The 16313-nt window shown below is 65.7% G+C and carries 16 protein-coding genes; 9 read left to right on the forward strand and 7 right to left on the reverse strand.

The window, feature by feature from the left end:
- Nucleotides 1-25: 25 nt before the first annotated feature.
- From OHB26_RS19240 to OHB26_RS19255, 4 genes are all read left to right on the forward strand, one after another.
- On the forward strand, nt 26-1810 hold the full coding sequence (locus OHB26_RS19240) for a sensor histidine kinase (protein WP_330178663.1): 1785 nt from the start codon (nt 26-28) through the stop codon (nt 1808-1810).
- A 96-nt stretch (nt 1811-1906) separates the two neighbouring features.
- A complete protein-coding gene (locus OHB26_RS19245; RefSeq protein WP_330178664.1) occupies nt 1907-2197 on the forward strand; it encodes a hypothetical protein in 291 nt (96 codons plus the stop codon).
- Entirely contained in the window at nt 2194-2733 is a 540-nt protein-coding gene (locus tag OHB26_RS19250; RefSeq protein ID WP_330178665.1) for a DoxX family protein, read from the forward strand. Before OHB26_RS19245 ends, OHB26_RS19250 begins: the two co-directional genes overlap by 4 nt.
- Nucleotides 2734-2895: 162 nt before the next feature.
- Nucleotides 2896-3732: an NAD(P)H-binding protein gene (locus OHB26_RS19255; protein ID WP_330178666.1), complete on the forward strand. Its 837-nt coding sequence runs from the start codon at nt 2896-2898 to the stop codon at nt 3730-3732.
- A gap of 689 nt (nt 3733-4421) precedes the next feature.
- Here the strand turns inward: OHB26_RS19255 and OHB26_RS19260 are convergent.
- The 5 genes from OHB26_RS19260 to OHB26_RS19280 all read right to left on the reverse strand — a co-directional run bounded on the left by OHB26_RS19260 (nt 4422) and on the right by OHB26_RS19280 (nt 9467).
- Nucleotides 4422-4994, reverse strand: a complete 573-nt coding sequence (locus tag OHB26_RS19260) for a dihydrofolate reductase family protein (RefSeq protein WP_330178667.1) — start codon at nt 4992-4994, stop codon at nt 4422-4424.
- Between the two features lie 157 nt (nt 4995-5151).
- Entirely contained in the window at nt 5152-5790 is a 639-nt protein-coding gene (locus OHB26_RS19265; protein WP_330178668.1) for an ArsR/SmtB family transcription factor, read from the reverse strand.
- 42 nt (nt 5791-5832) lie between these two features.
- Entirely contained in the window at nt 5833-6645 is an 813-nt protein-coding gene (locus OHB26_RS19270) for a class I SAM-dependent methyltransferase (protein ID WP_442942679.1), read from the reverse strand.
- Between the two features lie 161 nt (nt 6646-6806).
- A complete protein-coding gene (locus tag OHB26_RS19275) occupies nt 6807-8045 on the reverse strand; it encodes an acyl-CoA dehydrogenase family protein (RefSeq protein ID WP_330178670.1) in 1239 nt (412 codons plus the stop codon).
- Nucleotides 8046-8072: 27 nt separating this feature from the next.
- Nucleotides 8073-9467, reverse strand: coding sequence for an acyl-CoA dehydrogenase family protein (locus tag OHB26_RS19280; RefSeq protein WP_442942680.1), 1395 nt, complete (start codon nt 9465-9467; stop codon nt 8073-8075).
- A 233-nt stretch (nt 9468-9700) separates the two neighbouring features.
- On the opposite strand from OHB26_RS19280, the gene OHB26_RS19285 reads away from it, so the two are divergent.
- The 3 genes from OHB26_RS19285 (at nt 9701) to OHB26_RS19295 (ending at nt 11910) form a co-directional block, all read left to right on the forward strand.
- Nucleotides 9701-10033 carry a hypothetical protein gene (locus tag OHB26_RS19285; protein WP_330178672.1) on the forward strand — a complete coding sequence of 111 codons (333 nt, stop codon included), beginning with the start codon at nt 9701-9703 and terminating at the stop codon, nt 10031-10033.
- Between the two features lie 104 nt (nt 10034-10137).
- On the forward strand, nt 10138-11568 hold the full coding sequence (locus tag OHB26_RS19290) for a glycosyltransferase family 39 protein (protein WP_330178673.1): 1431 nt from the start codon (nt 10138-10140) through the stop codon (nt 11566-11568).
- A 96-nt stretch (nt 11569-11664) separates the two neighbouring features.
- Nucleotides 11665-11910: a hypothetical protein gene (locus OHB26_RS19295; RefSeq protein WP_330178674.1), complete on the forward strand. Its 246-nt coding sequence runs from the start codon at nt 11665-11667 to the stop codon at nt 11908-11910.
- A 425-nt stretch (nt 11911-12335) separates the two neighbouring features.
- Here OHB26_RS19295 and hisN read toward each other — a convergent pair whose 3' ends face one another.
- Together hisN and OHB26_RS19305 are read right to left on the reverse strand one after the other, a co-directional pair.
- The gene (hisN, locus tag OHB26_RS19300; protein ID WP_330178675.1) at nt 12336-13121 is read right to left on the reverse strand and encodes a histidinol-phosphatase; all 786 of its coding nucleotides are present in this window, start codon (nt 13119-13121) and stop codon (nt 12336-12338) included.
- Nucleotides 13122-13215: 94 nt separating this feature from the next.
- On the reverse strand, nt 13216-13812 hold the full coding sequence (locus OHB26_RS19305; protein ID WP_330178676.1) for an NADPH-dependent FMN reductase: 597 nt from the start codon (nt 13810-13812) through the stop codon (nt 13216-13218).
- Between the two features lie 142 nt (nt 13813-13954).
- On the opposite strand from OHB26_RS19305, the gene OHB26_RS19310 reads away from it, so the two are divergent.
- Complete coding sequence (locus OHB26_RS19310) at nt 13955-14812, forward strand: helix-turn-helix domain-containing protein (RefSeq protein ID WP_330178677.1); 858 nt, start codon at nt 13955-13957, stop codon at nt 14810-14812.
- 327 nt (nt 14813-15139) lie between these two features.
- Nucleotides 15140-16261, forward strand: coding sequence for a peptide chain release factor 2 (gene prfB, locus OHB26_RS19315; protein WP_330185708.1), 1122 nt, complete (start codon nt 15140-15142; stop codon nt 16259-16261).
- Nucleotides 16262-16313: the final 52 nt, after the last annotated feature.

Raw genomic sequence — 16313 nt, forward strand, 5'->3', positions numbered from 1 at the left:
GCCGCCCTGGTATGCAATCATCTGTGTGGCCCTACTACCGCGATCGGCCGGGTATCTGTTTCTGATCCTCTTCACCCTGGCCGCGCTCGTCGGCGGGGCCGATTCGGCGATGGTGATCTGCTTCGCGCTACAGGCCGGACTGCTGGTGCTGGCGCAGCGTCGCCCCGGCAGCAGGCCGTGGGTGCTGCCGATTCAGCTCGCGCTGACCTGTCTTCCACTCGTCGTCACCGGCGATACGGGTGTCAATCAGGGGTTTCTGCTTGCCGCCACGGTGCTGTGGTGCGTCCCGATGCGCTGGCGATGGCCGGCTTTCGGCCTGGTCGTAGCGGTAGCCGGTGGTGTGCACCAGGATTGGCGGGACACCTGGGCCACCTACCTGTACGGTGTGCTCACCACCGCGGCCGTCGCCATCGTCATCTACAGCCTGCTGCGCCTGCCGGAACTGGTCGACCGGCTCACCGCCACCCGCGATGACCTGGAGCGAGTCACCCTGGCGCGCGAGCGATTACAGCTCGCGCGCCGATTGCGGGCCGCGCTCGGCGATCAAGTCGATCTCGTCATGATCTGGCTGCGTGTCGCCCGTCGTGATATCGATTCCGCGCCCGATATGGCGCGGCTGGCCGCCTCCCAGGTGGCCCGGGTGACCCGCGGAATGACCAAAACCGTGCGCGAGACCGCCGACGTGTATCACCGCTCCGACTCGCCACCCCGGGACATCGAACCAGTCGCCCGGCTGGCACCGCGGCTGACCCTGGCCGCCCTGGTCATGAGCCTGCTCGCCTGGACCGTGGATCAAACCCTGGAGAACACCGACTATCGTCCGGCCGTGGCGCTCGGCGGGTTCGCCATGTCCGGTCTGCTCCTGGCGCAATTGCGCTGGCCGCGGTATGCCACGCCCATGCTGCTGATCCAGGCGGCCATCACCCTGGTGCCGCTGCCCTGGCTGGGGGCCAACTGGTGCGTGTGGCTGATCCTGCTCGCGACGTCGGTCCTGTTGAGCCGAACGGGAATTCCGGCACTTGTCATCGCCGCCGCCCTGACCGCGCTGCGCGCCGTCTACACCGAACCCGCCGCCCAGCTGGCCAGTCGCGCGGGTTGGGTCATACTCGCCATGGAGGCCACCCTGGTGCTGTTCGGTCTCTCCCGCTTCTGGCAGTTGTCCGAGGAACTGAACCGCTCCCGCGTCGAGCTCATTCGAATGACCTTGCATGTGGAGCGATTACGCGTGGCCCGCGATATGCACGATCTGCTCGGGCTCACGCTGTCGGTGCTCGCGCTCAAAAGTGATCTGATCACCGAGCTCATCGCCCGCGATCCGCGGCGGGCCGCCCTGGAGATCGAGGAGTCGCTGCGGATCGCGGCAGAGGCGCGGACCGAGGCGCGCGCCATGGTTGATGATCTGCCGCAGCGGTCGCTGCATCGCGAATTGCACTCCGCGAGAAAGGTCCTCGTGGAGAACGGCAAGGTCGTGCACCTCGAATCCGACGCCGAGCTGCCCGAGGAACTCACTGCGCCGCTGGTGCCGGTGCTGCGCGAGGCGGTCACCAATATTCTGCGGCACAGCGCCGCGACCCGGGTCGAGATCGACTGTCGACGGCGAAATGGCCACCTGCACTTGGCAATTCGTAATGACGGTGCCGTTGATTCGGATGGGCCGCACGGCCGGGGCCTGCGCAATATGCGTGCCCGCGTCATCGATGTGGGCGGTTCCTTCACCACCTCTGTATGCGACGGCGAATTTCTGCTCGACGCACAGCTTCCCGTGGGCGCGGGTGCAAAGTGCATATCCGAGACACCCCCGGATGCATAGGTAACCGGTGCGGCACAGCACTACTCGACGACCCCGCCCGATGTGAAGCTTTCCTTGTCGGAAAAACAACCTGACCAGGACAAAGGAGCGGACATCATGCCGGTCGTACGGATTCATCACTACCGCGTCGAGGCAGCCGATTTGGACGCCATGCTGGCGCAGCGCACCACTCTCATCGACGGCATCCGCCGCAACAATCCCGGTTTGACCGAAACCCGGCTCACCCGGCTGGAGGACGGCAGCTACTCCGATACCTGGCGCTGGGAGTCGGCCGAGCAGATGCTCACGGCGATCGGTGCGTCCCAAGGCTTTCCACTGGTCGGCGCGACCATGGCGCTGACCGTGGAAGCCACCGTGGAGACCGGCGAGATCGTGGACGAGCGATGAGCGCCGTGCACGCCGCGACCGCCGTCTCGGAGAACCCCGCACCCGCCGCCTATGCGGTGAGGCCGGCGAGTCGCATTGGCGCACTGATCAATTCCGTCGCGGGCGACACTCCCGTCGAACGCGCCAAGTTCGCCGCCTTCATCGGTACCACCGGTATCGTGCTCACCGAATCCGTGGTCGGTTCCTACTGGGACCTGGCGCGCACCCCCTACGTGCGGGACACCTTCGACGAACTGCACTACCCCATGTACTTCGCCACCATCCTCGGCACCGCCAAACTCCTGGCCGTCGGCGCGGTGGTGGCCCCCGGCCTGCCGCGCCTGAAGGAATGGGCGTACGCCGGACTGGTTTTCGTATACGCCGGTGCGGCCGCCTCCCACGTCGCGGTGGGCGACCCCGTCCCGCGCTGGGTCGGCCCCCTGGTCTTCACCGCCTTCACCCTGACCTCGTGGGCCCTGCGCGCCCCCGGACAGCGTGATCCGCAGCCGCTACCCGGTGCACTGCGCACACTCCTGCGCTCCCGCACCGCGCATTGAGTAGTCACCGACGGCGTGGATATCCGGTGCGGCCCAGCCGCCAGCACCGGATATTCGGAGTCGGTGAGACTTCTCCGCTCTGGAGTGGAATGGAACATTCCGTTCTGTTACAGTCGTGAAAGCGCGGCCGATCCAACGCCGCCGGGTACGAAGGGAAGTCACATGTTCTTGGTTATCGGTGCCACCGCCCACTTCGGTCGTCAGGCCGTGGACGCACTGCTCGCTGCCGGGCAACCGGTCCGGGCGCTGACCCGTCGCCCGGAATCGGCCGACCTGCCCGCCGGTGCGCAGGTGGTGGCGGGGGATCTCACCGCCGCCGATTCCCTCGACAGCGCGCTCGCCGGTGTCGAATCGATCTTCCTGGTGCTGCCGTACGGAATGGATGCCGCACCACTGCTTTCCGCGGCTCGCCGCGCGGGTGTGCGCCGCATCGTGTTCCTGTCCTCGGGCGCGGTGGTCGACGGGGCGCAGGTGCAGCCCGATGTGATCGCCCAGTACCACCGGGATGTGGAGCGCGCCATCGAGGCGTCCGGAATCGAATGGACCTTCCTGCGTCTGCTCTTCCCGGCGATCAACTCGCTGTCCTTCGCCATGCAACTGGCCGGGGGAGAGGTGATCCGCGCCGCGTACGGGCAGGCCGCCGCATCGGTAATCCATGAGAACGATGTCGCCGATGTCGTCGCGGCCGTCCTGCTCGGCGGGCACGGCGGCCGCGCCTACGACCTCACCGGCCCCCAATCCCTCACGCAGACAGAGCAGGTCGAGATTCTCGGTGCGGCCCTGGGACGCCCACTGACCTTCGAGGAGCTGGACGACGCACCCGTGCGCGCCCAGCTGGCGCAGTTCATGGACCCCGCCTTCGTTCATGCCCTCTTCGATCTGATGGCCGCCACGGTAGGCAAACCGGCACAGGTGAATTCGCTTGTCGAAGACCTCACCGGACACGCACCCCGCACCTACGCCGAGTGGGTCGCAGACCACCTCGCCGACTTCTCCTGACCGCACAAGCGGGGGCTACTGCCACGGTCGACCGGTTCGTATCGTGAACATGTCGCGATACGAACCGACCGTGAGTCTGCGCCATGAAACTGGATTCCCCCCGTCGTGGGCACCCTGAAGTAGCGCTCTCCCGGAGCGGGTTTCCCACTGGCCAAGCTGATTCCGGTCGCACGAGTGTTGGTCCGCGACGATATCGAGCGTCGCGGCGCGAGGGAGCTCTGATCAGGTCCATGGACTTTCCGCCCGGGGTGCCCACCTACCGCTTCATCGGACTCGCACGCCTCGAAGTTCGACTGTTCCCGGTGACCCGGTTGATCATCACGCTGCCGTGGGGCGTGGCCACCTTTGTGCTCTTGCGGAGCCTCGCGGTGTGGGCGGGTCTGGGGGTGGCCCTCGCTGTTCTCGTAATCCGTTGTCTGGCATGGCTGTTCGCGCGGTTTGCGAATTGGGGTCCTGGCCACACTCTGTTTGCTGCAACCCTTTCCACGGGCGTGGCTGCGCTGGCGCGGCGAATGCCTCGCGGACCAGGTCGCCACCGATCTCGGGTACGGTCCCGCGCTGCGGGACTACCTCAGCGGTTCGTTGGTGGAATATGGCGGCGGTTTCACCCCCACCCATCCCTCCGCCCACGCCCGTATCCGAAGAAGTGAACGTCGTGAACATCTTGCCGGCCCCGGAGGGCAATTACCCTACTGGATGACGTCGAAGACGTTCTTCTGCAAGCCGTTCGAGTAGGACTCGGACTCGATCAGCTTCAGCTTCCGGGTGTCCTTGTCCGTGGTGCTGAACAGGCGCTTGCCCGCGCCGAGCAGCAGCGGGAAGACCAGCAGGTGGTAGCGGTCGATAAGTCCCGCGTCGGAGAGGCTTTGGTTGAGTGAGGCGCTGCCGTGGATGATGATCGGGCCACCGTCGGTCTCCTTGAGCGCGGCGACATCATCGAGGGAGCGCAGGATGGTGGTCTCGCCCCAGTTGGTGACCAGATCGCTCTCGGCGAGCGTGGTGGAGACCACGTACTTCGGCATCTTCTTGTAATCGGCGAAATCGTCCATGTCCGGCCACACCGGGCTGAACGCCTGGTAGCTGACCCGGCCCAACAGCATCGCACTGGACTCCTGCTGCTCACGGCCCTTGATCTCGAAAGCTGCCGGGTCGAACTCGATATCCTTGAAGGTCCAGCCGGAGTTGCGGTAGCCGGGCTCGCCGCCCGGGCCCTCAACTACACCGTCGAGCGAGATGAAGGCGGTGCTGATCAGAGTGCGCATGTGAATCTCCTTATCGGTTGCGGTTTTTCGATTGTCAGGCGACGAGTGCGGTGAGCCACCGCTGCCAAGCGGCCTCCGCGCCAGCGGTATTCGGGGCGAACAGGTGATGGAACATGACCGCCATACCGGTGGGGCTGTGATGGAAGGTGTAGAGCTCTCAGTTCTCCTGTTCCGCTGGGGATTCGGTGTCCGGTGCGTGCTCCGTCGCGGCGGGCCGCGCGGTGGGAATCTGGTGCAGGCCCACGATCACCCGATGGTCCCGACCACCCGGCGCGGATTCATCGTGATACCGGCCGACCAGCGTCGTCACCGCCTGCGCCAATTCCTGTGTGAACGCCGCCCGATCGCCCGCGGTGGCGAACCGGATCTCGGCATCGATTCCGAAGGTGGCGACCCGTCGCTGGGCGCGCTGGGCGCCGGTCAGCAGTGCCCCGACCTCCTGCACCAGCCGCGACCCCAGGGCGAGCAACCAGCGCGCCGAGAGCTGATCCGGGGCCCGCGCGGGATCCGGGCTGACCGCCCCCAAGGCGCTCGGTGAGATGACATAGGAGGCGGCCGTGGCCTGATACACCCGCTCGGTGACGTTGCCCTTGCGGCGCTCAACAGCCAGCTCGACCAGCCCGTGCCGCTCCAACTCCTTGAGGTGGTAATTCACCTTCTGCCTGGGCAAACCCAGTCGACCGGCCAACATGGCGGCCGATCCGGGCTCGCTCAGCGCGGCGAGAATCCGCGACCGAATCGGGTCCAAAGACGCCTCGGCCGCGGCGGGCTCTTCGATGACGGCGACATCCAACACGCGTTCCAGGCTGCTACCGACAAATTAATTTGTCAAGACAATCTATCTTGTCGGTGGTTGGGATCTGGTGAAGATGACCGGATGATCGCGCTCGGGACTGCCCTCGATCCTGAACTCGACCGAGATATTCGATTCGGCTGCCAGCGCCTCGAACGCCGACACGCTGTAGAGCCGCAGGCGGGTGATGAGCCCGTCGTGCAGGGTTGGCGGGATGGTCGCGAGTGGGAGTCGCGCCAGTGCACCGATCAAGAGCATCATCAGCGGAAACAGCATGATTCGGACGAGCAAGGCGGGCCCCGACGGCCGAATGCCGTCCACCACAAGGAATCTGCGTCCCACCCGGGTGGCATCGGCGATCGCCCGCGCCGCGACGCCCGGCGGCAGATGATGAAAACCGGCCGCCCACACCACCAGGTCATAACTACCGTCGGGATCTTCGATCGCGGTCCCATCCGTCACCCGCACGGTGGCCCTCGGGTCCGCGCCCAGTGGCCCCGCCGCCATCACGGCCACCGATGCCGGATCGAGGTCGGTCGCGGTCACCCGCACATCCGGGCGCAGCTCCAGAATTCGCGCCGACAACCGCCCATGTCCCGCCCCGAGCTCCAGAATCCGCGGATTCTCCACCCCCGCAACCAATTCCAGCGCCAACCGCGCATTGGACTCGAACACCCCGAACCGATGTCCGATCCGGTCCAGCGCATCCACCACCCGCTGTTTCACCACATCGGACACGTCATACCGATCCGTGAACTCGAGTCGATCAGTCTGTAGGAATTGGTCCAGCCTCGACGCTCCCGGTCCACCCCGAGGCATGGCCTCGATACCGAGAACGGACGATTGCTGTTGCGTCATAACACATCTCATCCCATCGCTTGGTAAAGCTATCCCCAAGGATTTACCACAGCAGGGCGGGCCAAACCTTATCGGCCGATTCTGATCCGTCCCGCGGACACGAAAAAAACCGGTGTGCGTCCTGGAGGGGAACACACACCGGTTTTCCGTTGTACCGGAGGTTACTTCAGCTTGTCGCTGCCCAGGTTCAGGATGCGGCGGGCCACGATGAGTTGCTGGATCTGCTGGGTGCCTTCGAAGATGTCGAGAATCTTCGAGTCGCGGCCCCACTTCTCCAGCAGGGTGCGCTGGGAGTAGCCCGTCGCGCCCGCGAGTTCGACGGCCTTGAGAGTCACGTCGGTGCCCATGCGGCCGGCCTTGGCCTTGGACATCGAAGCCTCGAGGGAGTTGGGCTTCTTGTTGTCGGCCATCCAGGCCGCGCGCAGCGACAGCAGGTAGGCGGATTCGAAATCCGCTTCCATGCGCAGGAATTCGGCGGCGGCGGCGGACTGGTTGTTCGCGGGCTTGTCGTAGTCGATCTCGATACCGGCATCGGAGAGGACCTTGCGGAGCTCTTCGAGGGCAGCACGACCGACGCCGACGGCCATGGCGGCCACCAGGGGACGGGTGTTGTCGAACGTCTGCATGACGCCCGCGAAACCCTTCTCCACATTGACTTCCGGCGAACCGAGGATGTTGTCCTTCGGGATACGGCAATCCTCGAAGCGGATCTCCGCGGTATCGGAGGCCTTGATGCCCAGCTTGTGCTCGAGGCGAGAAACGGTCAGGCCCTTGGCATCACGCGGCACCACGAAGGACTTGATGGCCGCACGACCCAGCGACTTGTCCACCGTCGCCCACACCACGATATGGGTGGCGCGCGAACCGGCGGTCACGAAGATCTTGGTGCCGTTCAGCACCCACTCGTCACCATCGAGGGTGGCGGTGGTGGAGACCGCCGCCGAGTCCGAACCGAAGGACGGCTCGGTGATGGCCATGGCGGCCCACACCTTGCCGAACCGCTCCAGCTGCTCATCGGTGGCGACCGCGGCGATCGCGGCATTGCCCAGGCCCTGGTAGGGGATGGACAGCATGAGCCCGGCATCGCCCCAGCAGGTCTCCAGGGCGTTCATCAGCGCGGACATATTGCCGCCGTTGGTGTTTCCGAGCAGTTCGGCCGCGTGCACATCCGGCTCGGCGTCGCCGCCCTTGGCCTTACGGCCACCGGTGGCGCCGGAGACATCCTGCGCGCCCGAGTCCGACAGGCCCTCGATCATGGCGGCCATGGTGTCGAGCTCGACCGGGTACTCGTGCTCGGCGAGGTCGTACTTGCGGGAAGCGGGACGGAAGATCTCCGCGGCAACCTGATGAGCCTGGTTGGCGCTGGCCCGCAGCTTCTTGGGGAGTTCGAGATTGATCATGAGTGGTCTCTCCGTTGAGAAGTCGGGTCAGATAAGGACGACGCCCTCGGCAACGCCGATGGCACGAAGATCGCGGTACCAGCGCTCCACCGGGTGTTCCTTGGTGAAGCCGTGACCGCCGAGCAGCTGCACGCCGTCCAGGCCGATCTGCATGCCCTTGTCGGTGGCCAGCTTGCGAGCCAGACCGGCCTCGCGAGCGAACGACAGGCCCTGCTCCGCGCGTGACGCACCCCGCAGGGTCACGAGACGGAGACCGTCGAGCTCGATGGCCATATTGGCGACCATGAAGGCCACCGCCTGGCGGTGCGCGATCGGCTCGCCGAACGCCTCCCGCTCCTTCACATACGGAATCACATAGTCCAGTACGGCCTGACCGGTACCGACCGCCAGCGACGACCAGCCCAGGCGGGCCAGGCGCACGGCGTCCGCGTAATCCTCCGAGCGCTGGGCGGTTTCGGCATCACCCAGCAGGGCGTTGGTCGAGACGGCGACATTGTCCAGGATCAATCGGCCCAGACCCGCGGCCCGCAGACCCATCGAGGGATCGGCCTCCACGACCACACCCTGCGTGTCCGACTCCACGATGAAGAACGCCGGACGACCGTCGAGTTCGGCTGCCACGATGAACAATTCGGCATCGCCCGCGGCCGGAACCAGGCTCTTCACACCGTTCAGACGGTAACCGCTGGGCGAGCGGGTGGCCTTGGTCTTCAGCGCGAACGGATCGAACAGCGCCTGCGGCTCGGAGATGACCACCGACGCCTGCGGCACATTCTCACCGGCGAACGAACCCAGGTAGGTCTTCTGCTGCGCGTCGGTGCCCCACTGGGACAGTGCCACGGCCACACCGCTCGGCGCGAGCAGCGGCAGCGCCAAACCCATATCGCCGTGCGCGAGCGCCTCGGCCACAAGGGAATTGGTGACCGCGCCACGCTCGGCGGCGGCGCCCTCGAACTCCTCGGGCACATTGATCAGGGTGATGCCCAGCTCGGAAGCGCGCTCGAGCAGATCGCGCGGAGCCTTGGCGGCATTGTCGGCGTCGTAGGCGGCCGGACGCAGGATCTCGGCGGCGAACTCGCGGACCGTCTCGACGATCATCTGCTGATCATCGGTGGGGGTCAGGTCGAAGTAGTCCTTCTTCTTGGACTCGTTGGCGGGCAGCCGCTTCGGCGCACCACCACCGGAAACCTTCTCGAAGACGCGGGTCGCGGCGCCGAGGCTGCGGAAACCGGTCTTGGTGCCCTCGTACGTAATACGCTCGATGGGCTTGCGCAGGTTGTACTTCTCCGCGAGTTCGGACCCCGTGATGGTCGTCATGACCCGCATGGCCGCGCCCATCCAGTCGCGCTTGACCGGGTTCAGGCCCACGGCGGAGGTATCCGGACGTCGCGTCTTTGCGGTGTCTCGAGTGCTCATAATCACCAGTTTTCTTGAGTGTGGAGGGTGATCCTGCCCAGCAATCTTACTCCAGAGTAAGACTATCTTACTTCAGAGTAAGAACTGACGTCGAGGGTTGTCGAATCGGCTGGTCAACGCGGTGGTTTCGCAAGTCTCCAATGCGCCATGGCGAATAGTGAAACAAACACCCTTCATATGGGTTGCGGGTGGGCTACGGTGTCGGCGCACCATTGCACCCCAAATGGAGGTCTCCCTAAATGAAAACGCTGGTAGGTACCACCGGCGCGATTGCGATCGCACTCTTCATCGCCGCCGCCCCGAGCGCATCCGCCGAAGGCATCCCGCTGCAGGACATCGGCACCGTCACCGAGGGCGGTATCGACACCGGCTCCGGCAACGGCGGCGGTGGCGACTCCGGCTCCGCCGTCGGACTCGGATCGGTCCAGATCGGCAATGGCGGATCCAGTGCCGCGGGCACCGGCTCGGGGCAGATCAATACCGGTTCGGGTAACTCCGGATCGGGCTACAGCCCCATCGCCGGCACGACCGGCTCGGCCGCCCCCACCGGCGGCACCGCCTCCGCGGGCTGACAGCACCACCTCCCGGCGTAGGGGACCGCAGCCCCGCGTCGGGCTCGCACGGGGGGACGGGCGAATCACACCCGGCGTTCATCGAATTTTGACAGGCTGACCGAATGTACTGGGTGGCGGGCATATTCGCGGCGGTTTTGCTGAGCTGTGCGAATCGGTACGGATATCACCGGGACGAAATGTACTTCCTGGCCGCGGGGCGGCGGCTGGACTGGGGATACGCCGATCAACCACCGCTGGTTCCGCTGATCGCGCGGGGGATGGCCGCGATCGATTCGGAATCGCTGGTGCTGCTAAGGATTCCGGCGATACTCGCGGCGGTCGCCGTGGTGCTCTGTGCGGGCTGGATGGCCCGTGAACTCGGCGGGGGAGTGACGGCGCGAACGCTCTCGGCCGCGGCGGTCGCTTCGGCAGCGCTGGTTATGGGGGTCGGACATCTGCTCGGGACAACGATTTTCGACCTGGCCATCTGGTCCGGCATCACCGTGCTGGTATTGCGTTTGCTGCGAACGGATTCCGATCCACGCTGGTGGCTGGCGATCGGCGTACTGGCCGGAGTGGGCCTGCAGAACAAGGCGCTGATGGCGATTCCACTGCTGGCGCTGGCGCTGTCGGTTGCGATGATCGGGCCGCGAAAGGTCTTCGCCACCAAATACTTTCCCTTGGCCATGGTGCTCGCGGGGCTACTCGCGCTGCCTTACCTATATTGGCAGTCGCGCAATGGCTGGCCGCAGTGGGAGCTGAGTCGATCCATCGCGGGCGGTTCTTCCGGCACCTCCAACTCGCCGATCGCCTTCGTGCTCCTGCAATTCGGCCTGATGGGCCCGTTCCTGGTGCCGCTGTGGATATTCGGGCTCTATCGGCTGGGGCGGCATCCGCGCTATCGCGCCTTCACTCTCGCCTACGTGCTGTTGTTCGGGCTCTACGCACTCGCGGGCGGGAAGGCGTACTACCTCGGTGTCATGTATCCGCTATTGCTGGCGGCCGGAGCGGTGGGACTGGTGGCGAAACTTTCGGGCCACCGGACACGCAGCGCCGCAGTGGCTTTCGCGGTCGCCCTCAATGCGGTGGTCTCCGCGGTCTTGTTCCTGCCCGTACTCCCGGTCACGGCCCTGCGTGATTCCCCGATACTCGCCATCGACTACGACGCGGGCGAGACCATCGGCTGGCCCGCCTTCGTGCGTCAGATCGCCGACACCCGTACCCGTTTCGCACCCGATGCCGAGATCCTCACCGCCAACTACGGCGAGGCCGCGGCCATCGAACGGTTCGGCGGTGCCCAGGGACTCCCCACTCCGCACAGCCCGCACAACGCCTACTGGTGGTGGGGTCCACCTTCGGATGGTCGTCCGGTGCTCGCGGTCGGCCTGAATCCGGGTCGCATAACCCGCTTGTGCGCCGATGCCGAGCAGGTCGGCCGCATCGACAACGGTCTCGGCATCGACAACGACGAACAGGGCAGGACCCTTTACGTATGCCGCGCGCTCCGGCTGCCCTGGGCCGAAACCTGGCCTACCCTGCGCCTTCTCGGATAGTTGTCACGTCACCAAGGAATTCGGGTCTTTGGGAAAGGTTTACGTTTCACTACCGTCCAGTTTCGTCGGGACACGATCGAACAGATAGGGACATTGATGAAGCGTTCAATTGCCGGATTCGCCGTAGCGGGTGCGCTCCTGCTGCCTCTGCAATTCGGTTCCGCCGCGGCGGCGTCCATCGGCGCCGCGCCGGTCGCGACCTCCGGTTCTGCCGGATCGAGCGAGATCGGCTGCACCTCGAATACCAATCCGACCTGCTCCCCGCTGGTGAAGGCGCTGGTCGACCTGCTCGCCGGACTGAGCACCGGCTCGTCCAAGGGTGGTGGCGCTCCCGCGGCGTGATCGTCGCGGATTGTCGGCCATCCGGCTACCGCTCCGCTCCGAATTCCTTGATGCGACAGGTATTCCGATGTGCACCCATCGGGTAGTGTTCTTACCCAATATGATTGCGCAATAAACGCGTCAAAAACGGTTGTGTGCATAGTGATTCACTGTATGGCGAGTTTTGCATAAGTCGGAACGCTATGCGGTTATTTCGTTTCGGTCACGCCAACTGTCAAGCCTCACTACGTTTTTCGATGAGACGAAAGGAGGATTGGTTATGTTGTCAGGACTCGTCTCTGTAGTTACCAGTCTGCTCAGCGGCCTCGTTGGGGTGCTCATCGGCACACCTAACGGTGGTGGCGGTGGCGGTTCCGCCTAGATCTCCACGTGCATGAACACGAACGCCCCCGCAATCGATGCGGGGGCGTTCGTGCGTACGAAGCTCAGGCGGCCAATGCGGCCAGCACCTGGTCCTGCAGATGGGAATTGGTCGCCACCGCACTACCGCCGTGCGGGCCCGGATTGCCATCGAGGGAGGTGAAGGTGCCACCCGCCTCCCGGATCAGAATGTCCAGCGCGGCCATATCCCACAGCGACAGTTCGGGTTCGGTGACGATATCCACCGCGCCCTCCGCCAGCAGCGTGTAGCCGAAGAAGTCGCCGTAGCCGCGGGTCCGCCACACCTCATCGCTGAGCGCGATCAACTTGGCCCGCCGGCCGATGGCCCGCCAGCCCGAGAGCGAGGAGATCGCCAGACTCGCCGCACCCAGTTCGGCCACCGCCGACACCGAGATGGCCTTGGGGTCGGCCCCCTCGAAACTCGTCCACGCGCCCGCGCCCGCCGCCGCCCACCAGCGCCGCGACAGCGCCGGGGCGCTCACCACGCCCACCACCGGCACGCCGTCCTCGAGCAGTGAGATGAGCGAGGCCCAGACCGGCACCCCGCGCACGAAATTCTTGGTCCCGTCGATCGGATCGATCACCCACTGACGGCCGGTGAACTCGGCATCCCCGCCGAATTCCTCACCGAGCACCAGATCCGCCGGGCGCTCGGAGCCGAGCACCTCACGCACCATCCGCTCCACGGCCAGGTCGGCGTCCGACACCGGGGTCAGATCCGGCTTCGCGTCGATCTTCAGATCGAGCGCGCCGAACCGATCGCGGGTAATGGCGTCGGCCGCGTCGGCCAGCCGCAGGGCGAGTTCGAGATCACTGGAGTAAGCGGTCACCCGGGAAACGTTAGCGGCCTTCGGTAACCCCCGCGCATCGGCCGCAACCTTCGCCCATATCGGGCAACCGTGCCGCGCCGGGTCCGCGCCCGCCTCAAACGGCAGCCGGAACTTCGCGGGCCGCGGTGAGAGCGCTTGCCCACCAATGGATCTGGTCCAGCATGCGGGCCGCGGTCTGCTCCGGCTCGGTCGGATCCAGCAGTTGACCTTGCTGATCGAAGAGCAGGAAGTAGCGCGGGAACGATACGAAATCCTTCACCGTGTGTGCATTGAGCTCGCTGAACACCTGCCGCAGGTGTTCGACCGCGAGCAGACCACCGCTCTTGCCGCTGTACCCGACGAAACCGACCGTCTTCCGGTCCCATTCGGCCAGATGCCAGTCGATGGCGGTCTTGAGCGAGGCCGGATAGCTGCGATTGATATCCGGCGTCACGATCACCATGGCGTCGGCCGCCGCCAACCGGGCGGTCAGATCGAGCATGCCCTGCGGGCGGGCCGGATTGGGCTCCATCACCAACGGCACGGCGGGCAGTTCATGCGGCAACTCCACCTCCGCCAGATCGATCAGATCGACCTCGAATCCGCCGTGCTCACGCGCCTGCTCGACGAACCAATGCGCGACCACCGGACCGAAACGGCCCTCCCGGACGCTGCCGATGATCACCGCGAGGCGCAGAGGCGTGCTGGTCATTGTGGTCTCCTTCGAGATGCGCTGGCGGCCGGTCGACCGCTGTCAACGACTCTGCTGCCCAGGAGATCGAGTAGGGAGACCACACTGAGAGTGGTAGTGGCAGGGACACTCTCGGCCTTGCCAACCTTGGTACCTTCGAAAGGTGAGTGACAACGAGCTGGGGCTGTTCCTGCGTACCCGCAGGGAGGCGACCACGCCTGCCGAGGTGGGGTTACCCAGCGGCGCGCGTCGGCGCACCCCTGGTTTGCGGCGCGCGGAACTCGCCACTCTGGCCGGAGTCAGTGTCGAATACCTGATCAGGTTGGAGCAGGGGCGCGACCGGAATCCGTCGGTGTCCGTACTGTCCTCGATCGCCGATGCACTCCAGCTGACCAGGAATCAGCGGGTGCACCTGCATCAGCTCGGCAAAGCCTCCGATCCCGGCTTCAGCTGCCTCGGCGGCGCGGGCCCGAACCGGGCCGTGCGCCCCGCGATCCAGGCGATCCTCGAACAACTCGAACCCGCACCTGCCGTGGTGATGAACCGGCTCAGCGAACTGCTCGCCAGCACCACCGGTTACCGGCGGCTGATGGAACCCATCGGCCTGCTCGATGCCGGATGGCCGGGCAGTTACGCCCGCTACGTACTCACCGACCCGCGCGCCCGCACCGCCTACCCTGACTGGGAACACAAGGCGGACAAGGTGGTTGCCACGCTGAAACAGGGTCCCGGCCGCTCCGATCCGCAGGTCGGCGCGCTCATCGACGAACTCACCCTCACCGTCGGCGAGGAATTCACCCGCCGCATGGAGAACATCCCCGGCCTGCCCGACCACAATGGCGTCGGCCGCCTCGAGCACCCCGAAGCGGGCATGCTCCGCCTGGCCTACGAAACGCTCTCGCTCTCGGCCGACGATGATCAATACATCATGATCTACCTCCCCGCCGACGAACCGACCGCCGCCGCCCTCGACGCCCTGATCGGCCGTACACCCGGCAGCCTCCGAGCCGTCGCCGGTTGAAGAGCGGCCGAACCTCGCAGGTTCGCATCCGCCGCGGCGCGGCACTCGCACGACGCTGACAGTCCCGCGCGTCCGTTCACCGTCGCCGCCTCGGCCCGCGCTCGGATGGCCCTTTCGTCCTGGCGGATGGCTTCGATGGCCGTGCCCCATGGGCTCCGCCACCCCGCACCGACTTGATCGGGGCGCGGTGTGTTCACGCGTGTTCGTGACCGCCGCGCCCGACCCTCGAACTTCTCCGGCGGTATCGACCGCCCACCCGGCCGCGGCGCACGCGGCTGGTCTGCCTTTGTTTCATCGACCTTGAAAGGGGCGGTAGCCTTGAGCACCGTGCATCCTGACGTCTCCGCTGACCTGGCCGAACTCGACGCGACTCTGAAGACCATCGAGTCGGTGCTCGATATCGACGAGCTGGTCCGGCGTATCGACGAATTGGAACAGCAGGCCGCGGATCCCGAGCTCTGGAACGACCAGGACCACGCCCAGGCCGTGACCAGCGAACTCTCGCACGCCCAGAGTGAACTGCGACGGGTCCGGGAGTTGCGTTCGCGGCTCGAGGACCTGCCGGTGCTGTACGAGTTGGCCGAGGACGAGGAGGGTGAGGCGCGCGCCTCCGCTCTCGCCGACGCCGATGCCGAACGCGCCAACCTGCACGGCGATGTGGAGGCCCTCGAGGTCCGCACGCTGCTCGCCGGTGAATACGACAAGCGTGAGGCGCTGGTCAATATTCGCTCCGGCGCCGGTGGCGTGGACGCCGCCGACTGGGCGCAGATGCTCATGCGCATGTACGTGCGCTGGGCCGAACGACACAAGTACAGCGTCGAAATCTACGACACCTCCTATGCCGAAGAGGCGGGCATCAAATCCGCCACCTTCGCCGTGAAATCGCCATACGCCTACGGCACGCTCTCGGTGGAGATGGGCACGCACCGCCTGGTGCGCATCAGCCCCTTCGACAACCAGGGCCGTCGCCAGACCTCCTTCGCCGAGGTCGAGGTGCTACCCGTGGTGGAGACCACCGACCACATCGAGATTCCGGAGGGCGAGGTGCGCGTCGACGTGTACCGCTCCTCCGGTCCCGGTGGCCAGTCGGTCAACACCACCGACTCGGCGGTGCGCCTGACCCATATTCCGACCGGCATCGTCGTCACCTGCCAGAACGAGAAATCTCAGCTGCAGAACAAGATTTCGGCCATGCGCGTCCTGCAGGCCAAACTGCTCGAACGCAAGCGGCAGGAGGAGCGCGCCCAGATGGACGCGCTCAAGACCAATGAGGGCGCGTCCTGGGGCAACCAGATGCGCTCCTACGTTCTGCACCCGTACCAGATGGTCAAGGATCTCCGGACCAGCTACGAGGTCAACAATCCCTCCGCCGTACTCGACGGCGACATCGATGGTTTCATCGAATCCGGAATCCGCTGGCGCATGCGGGAGCAGCAGACACAGGCTTAACCTTCACCCTGGTTGTTCGCGGCCCGCCCCGGATCTGGACCGGCGGAACGGG

The sequence above is a fragment of the Nocardia sp. NBC_01503 genome, from assembly GCF_036327755.1.
In the GTDB taxonomy this organism is placed as follows: domain Bacteria; phylum Actinomycetota; class Actinomycetes; order Mycobacteriales; family Mycobacteriaceae; genus Nocardia.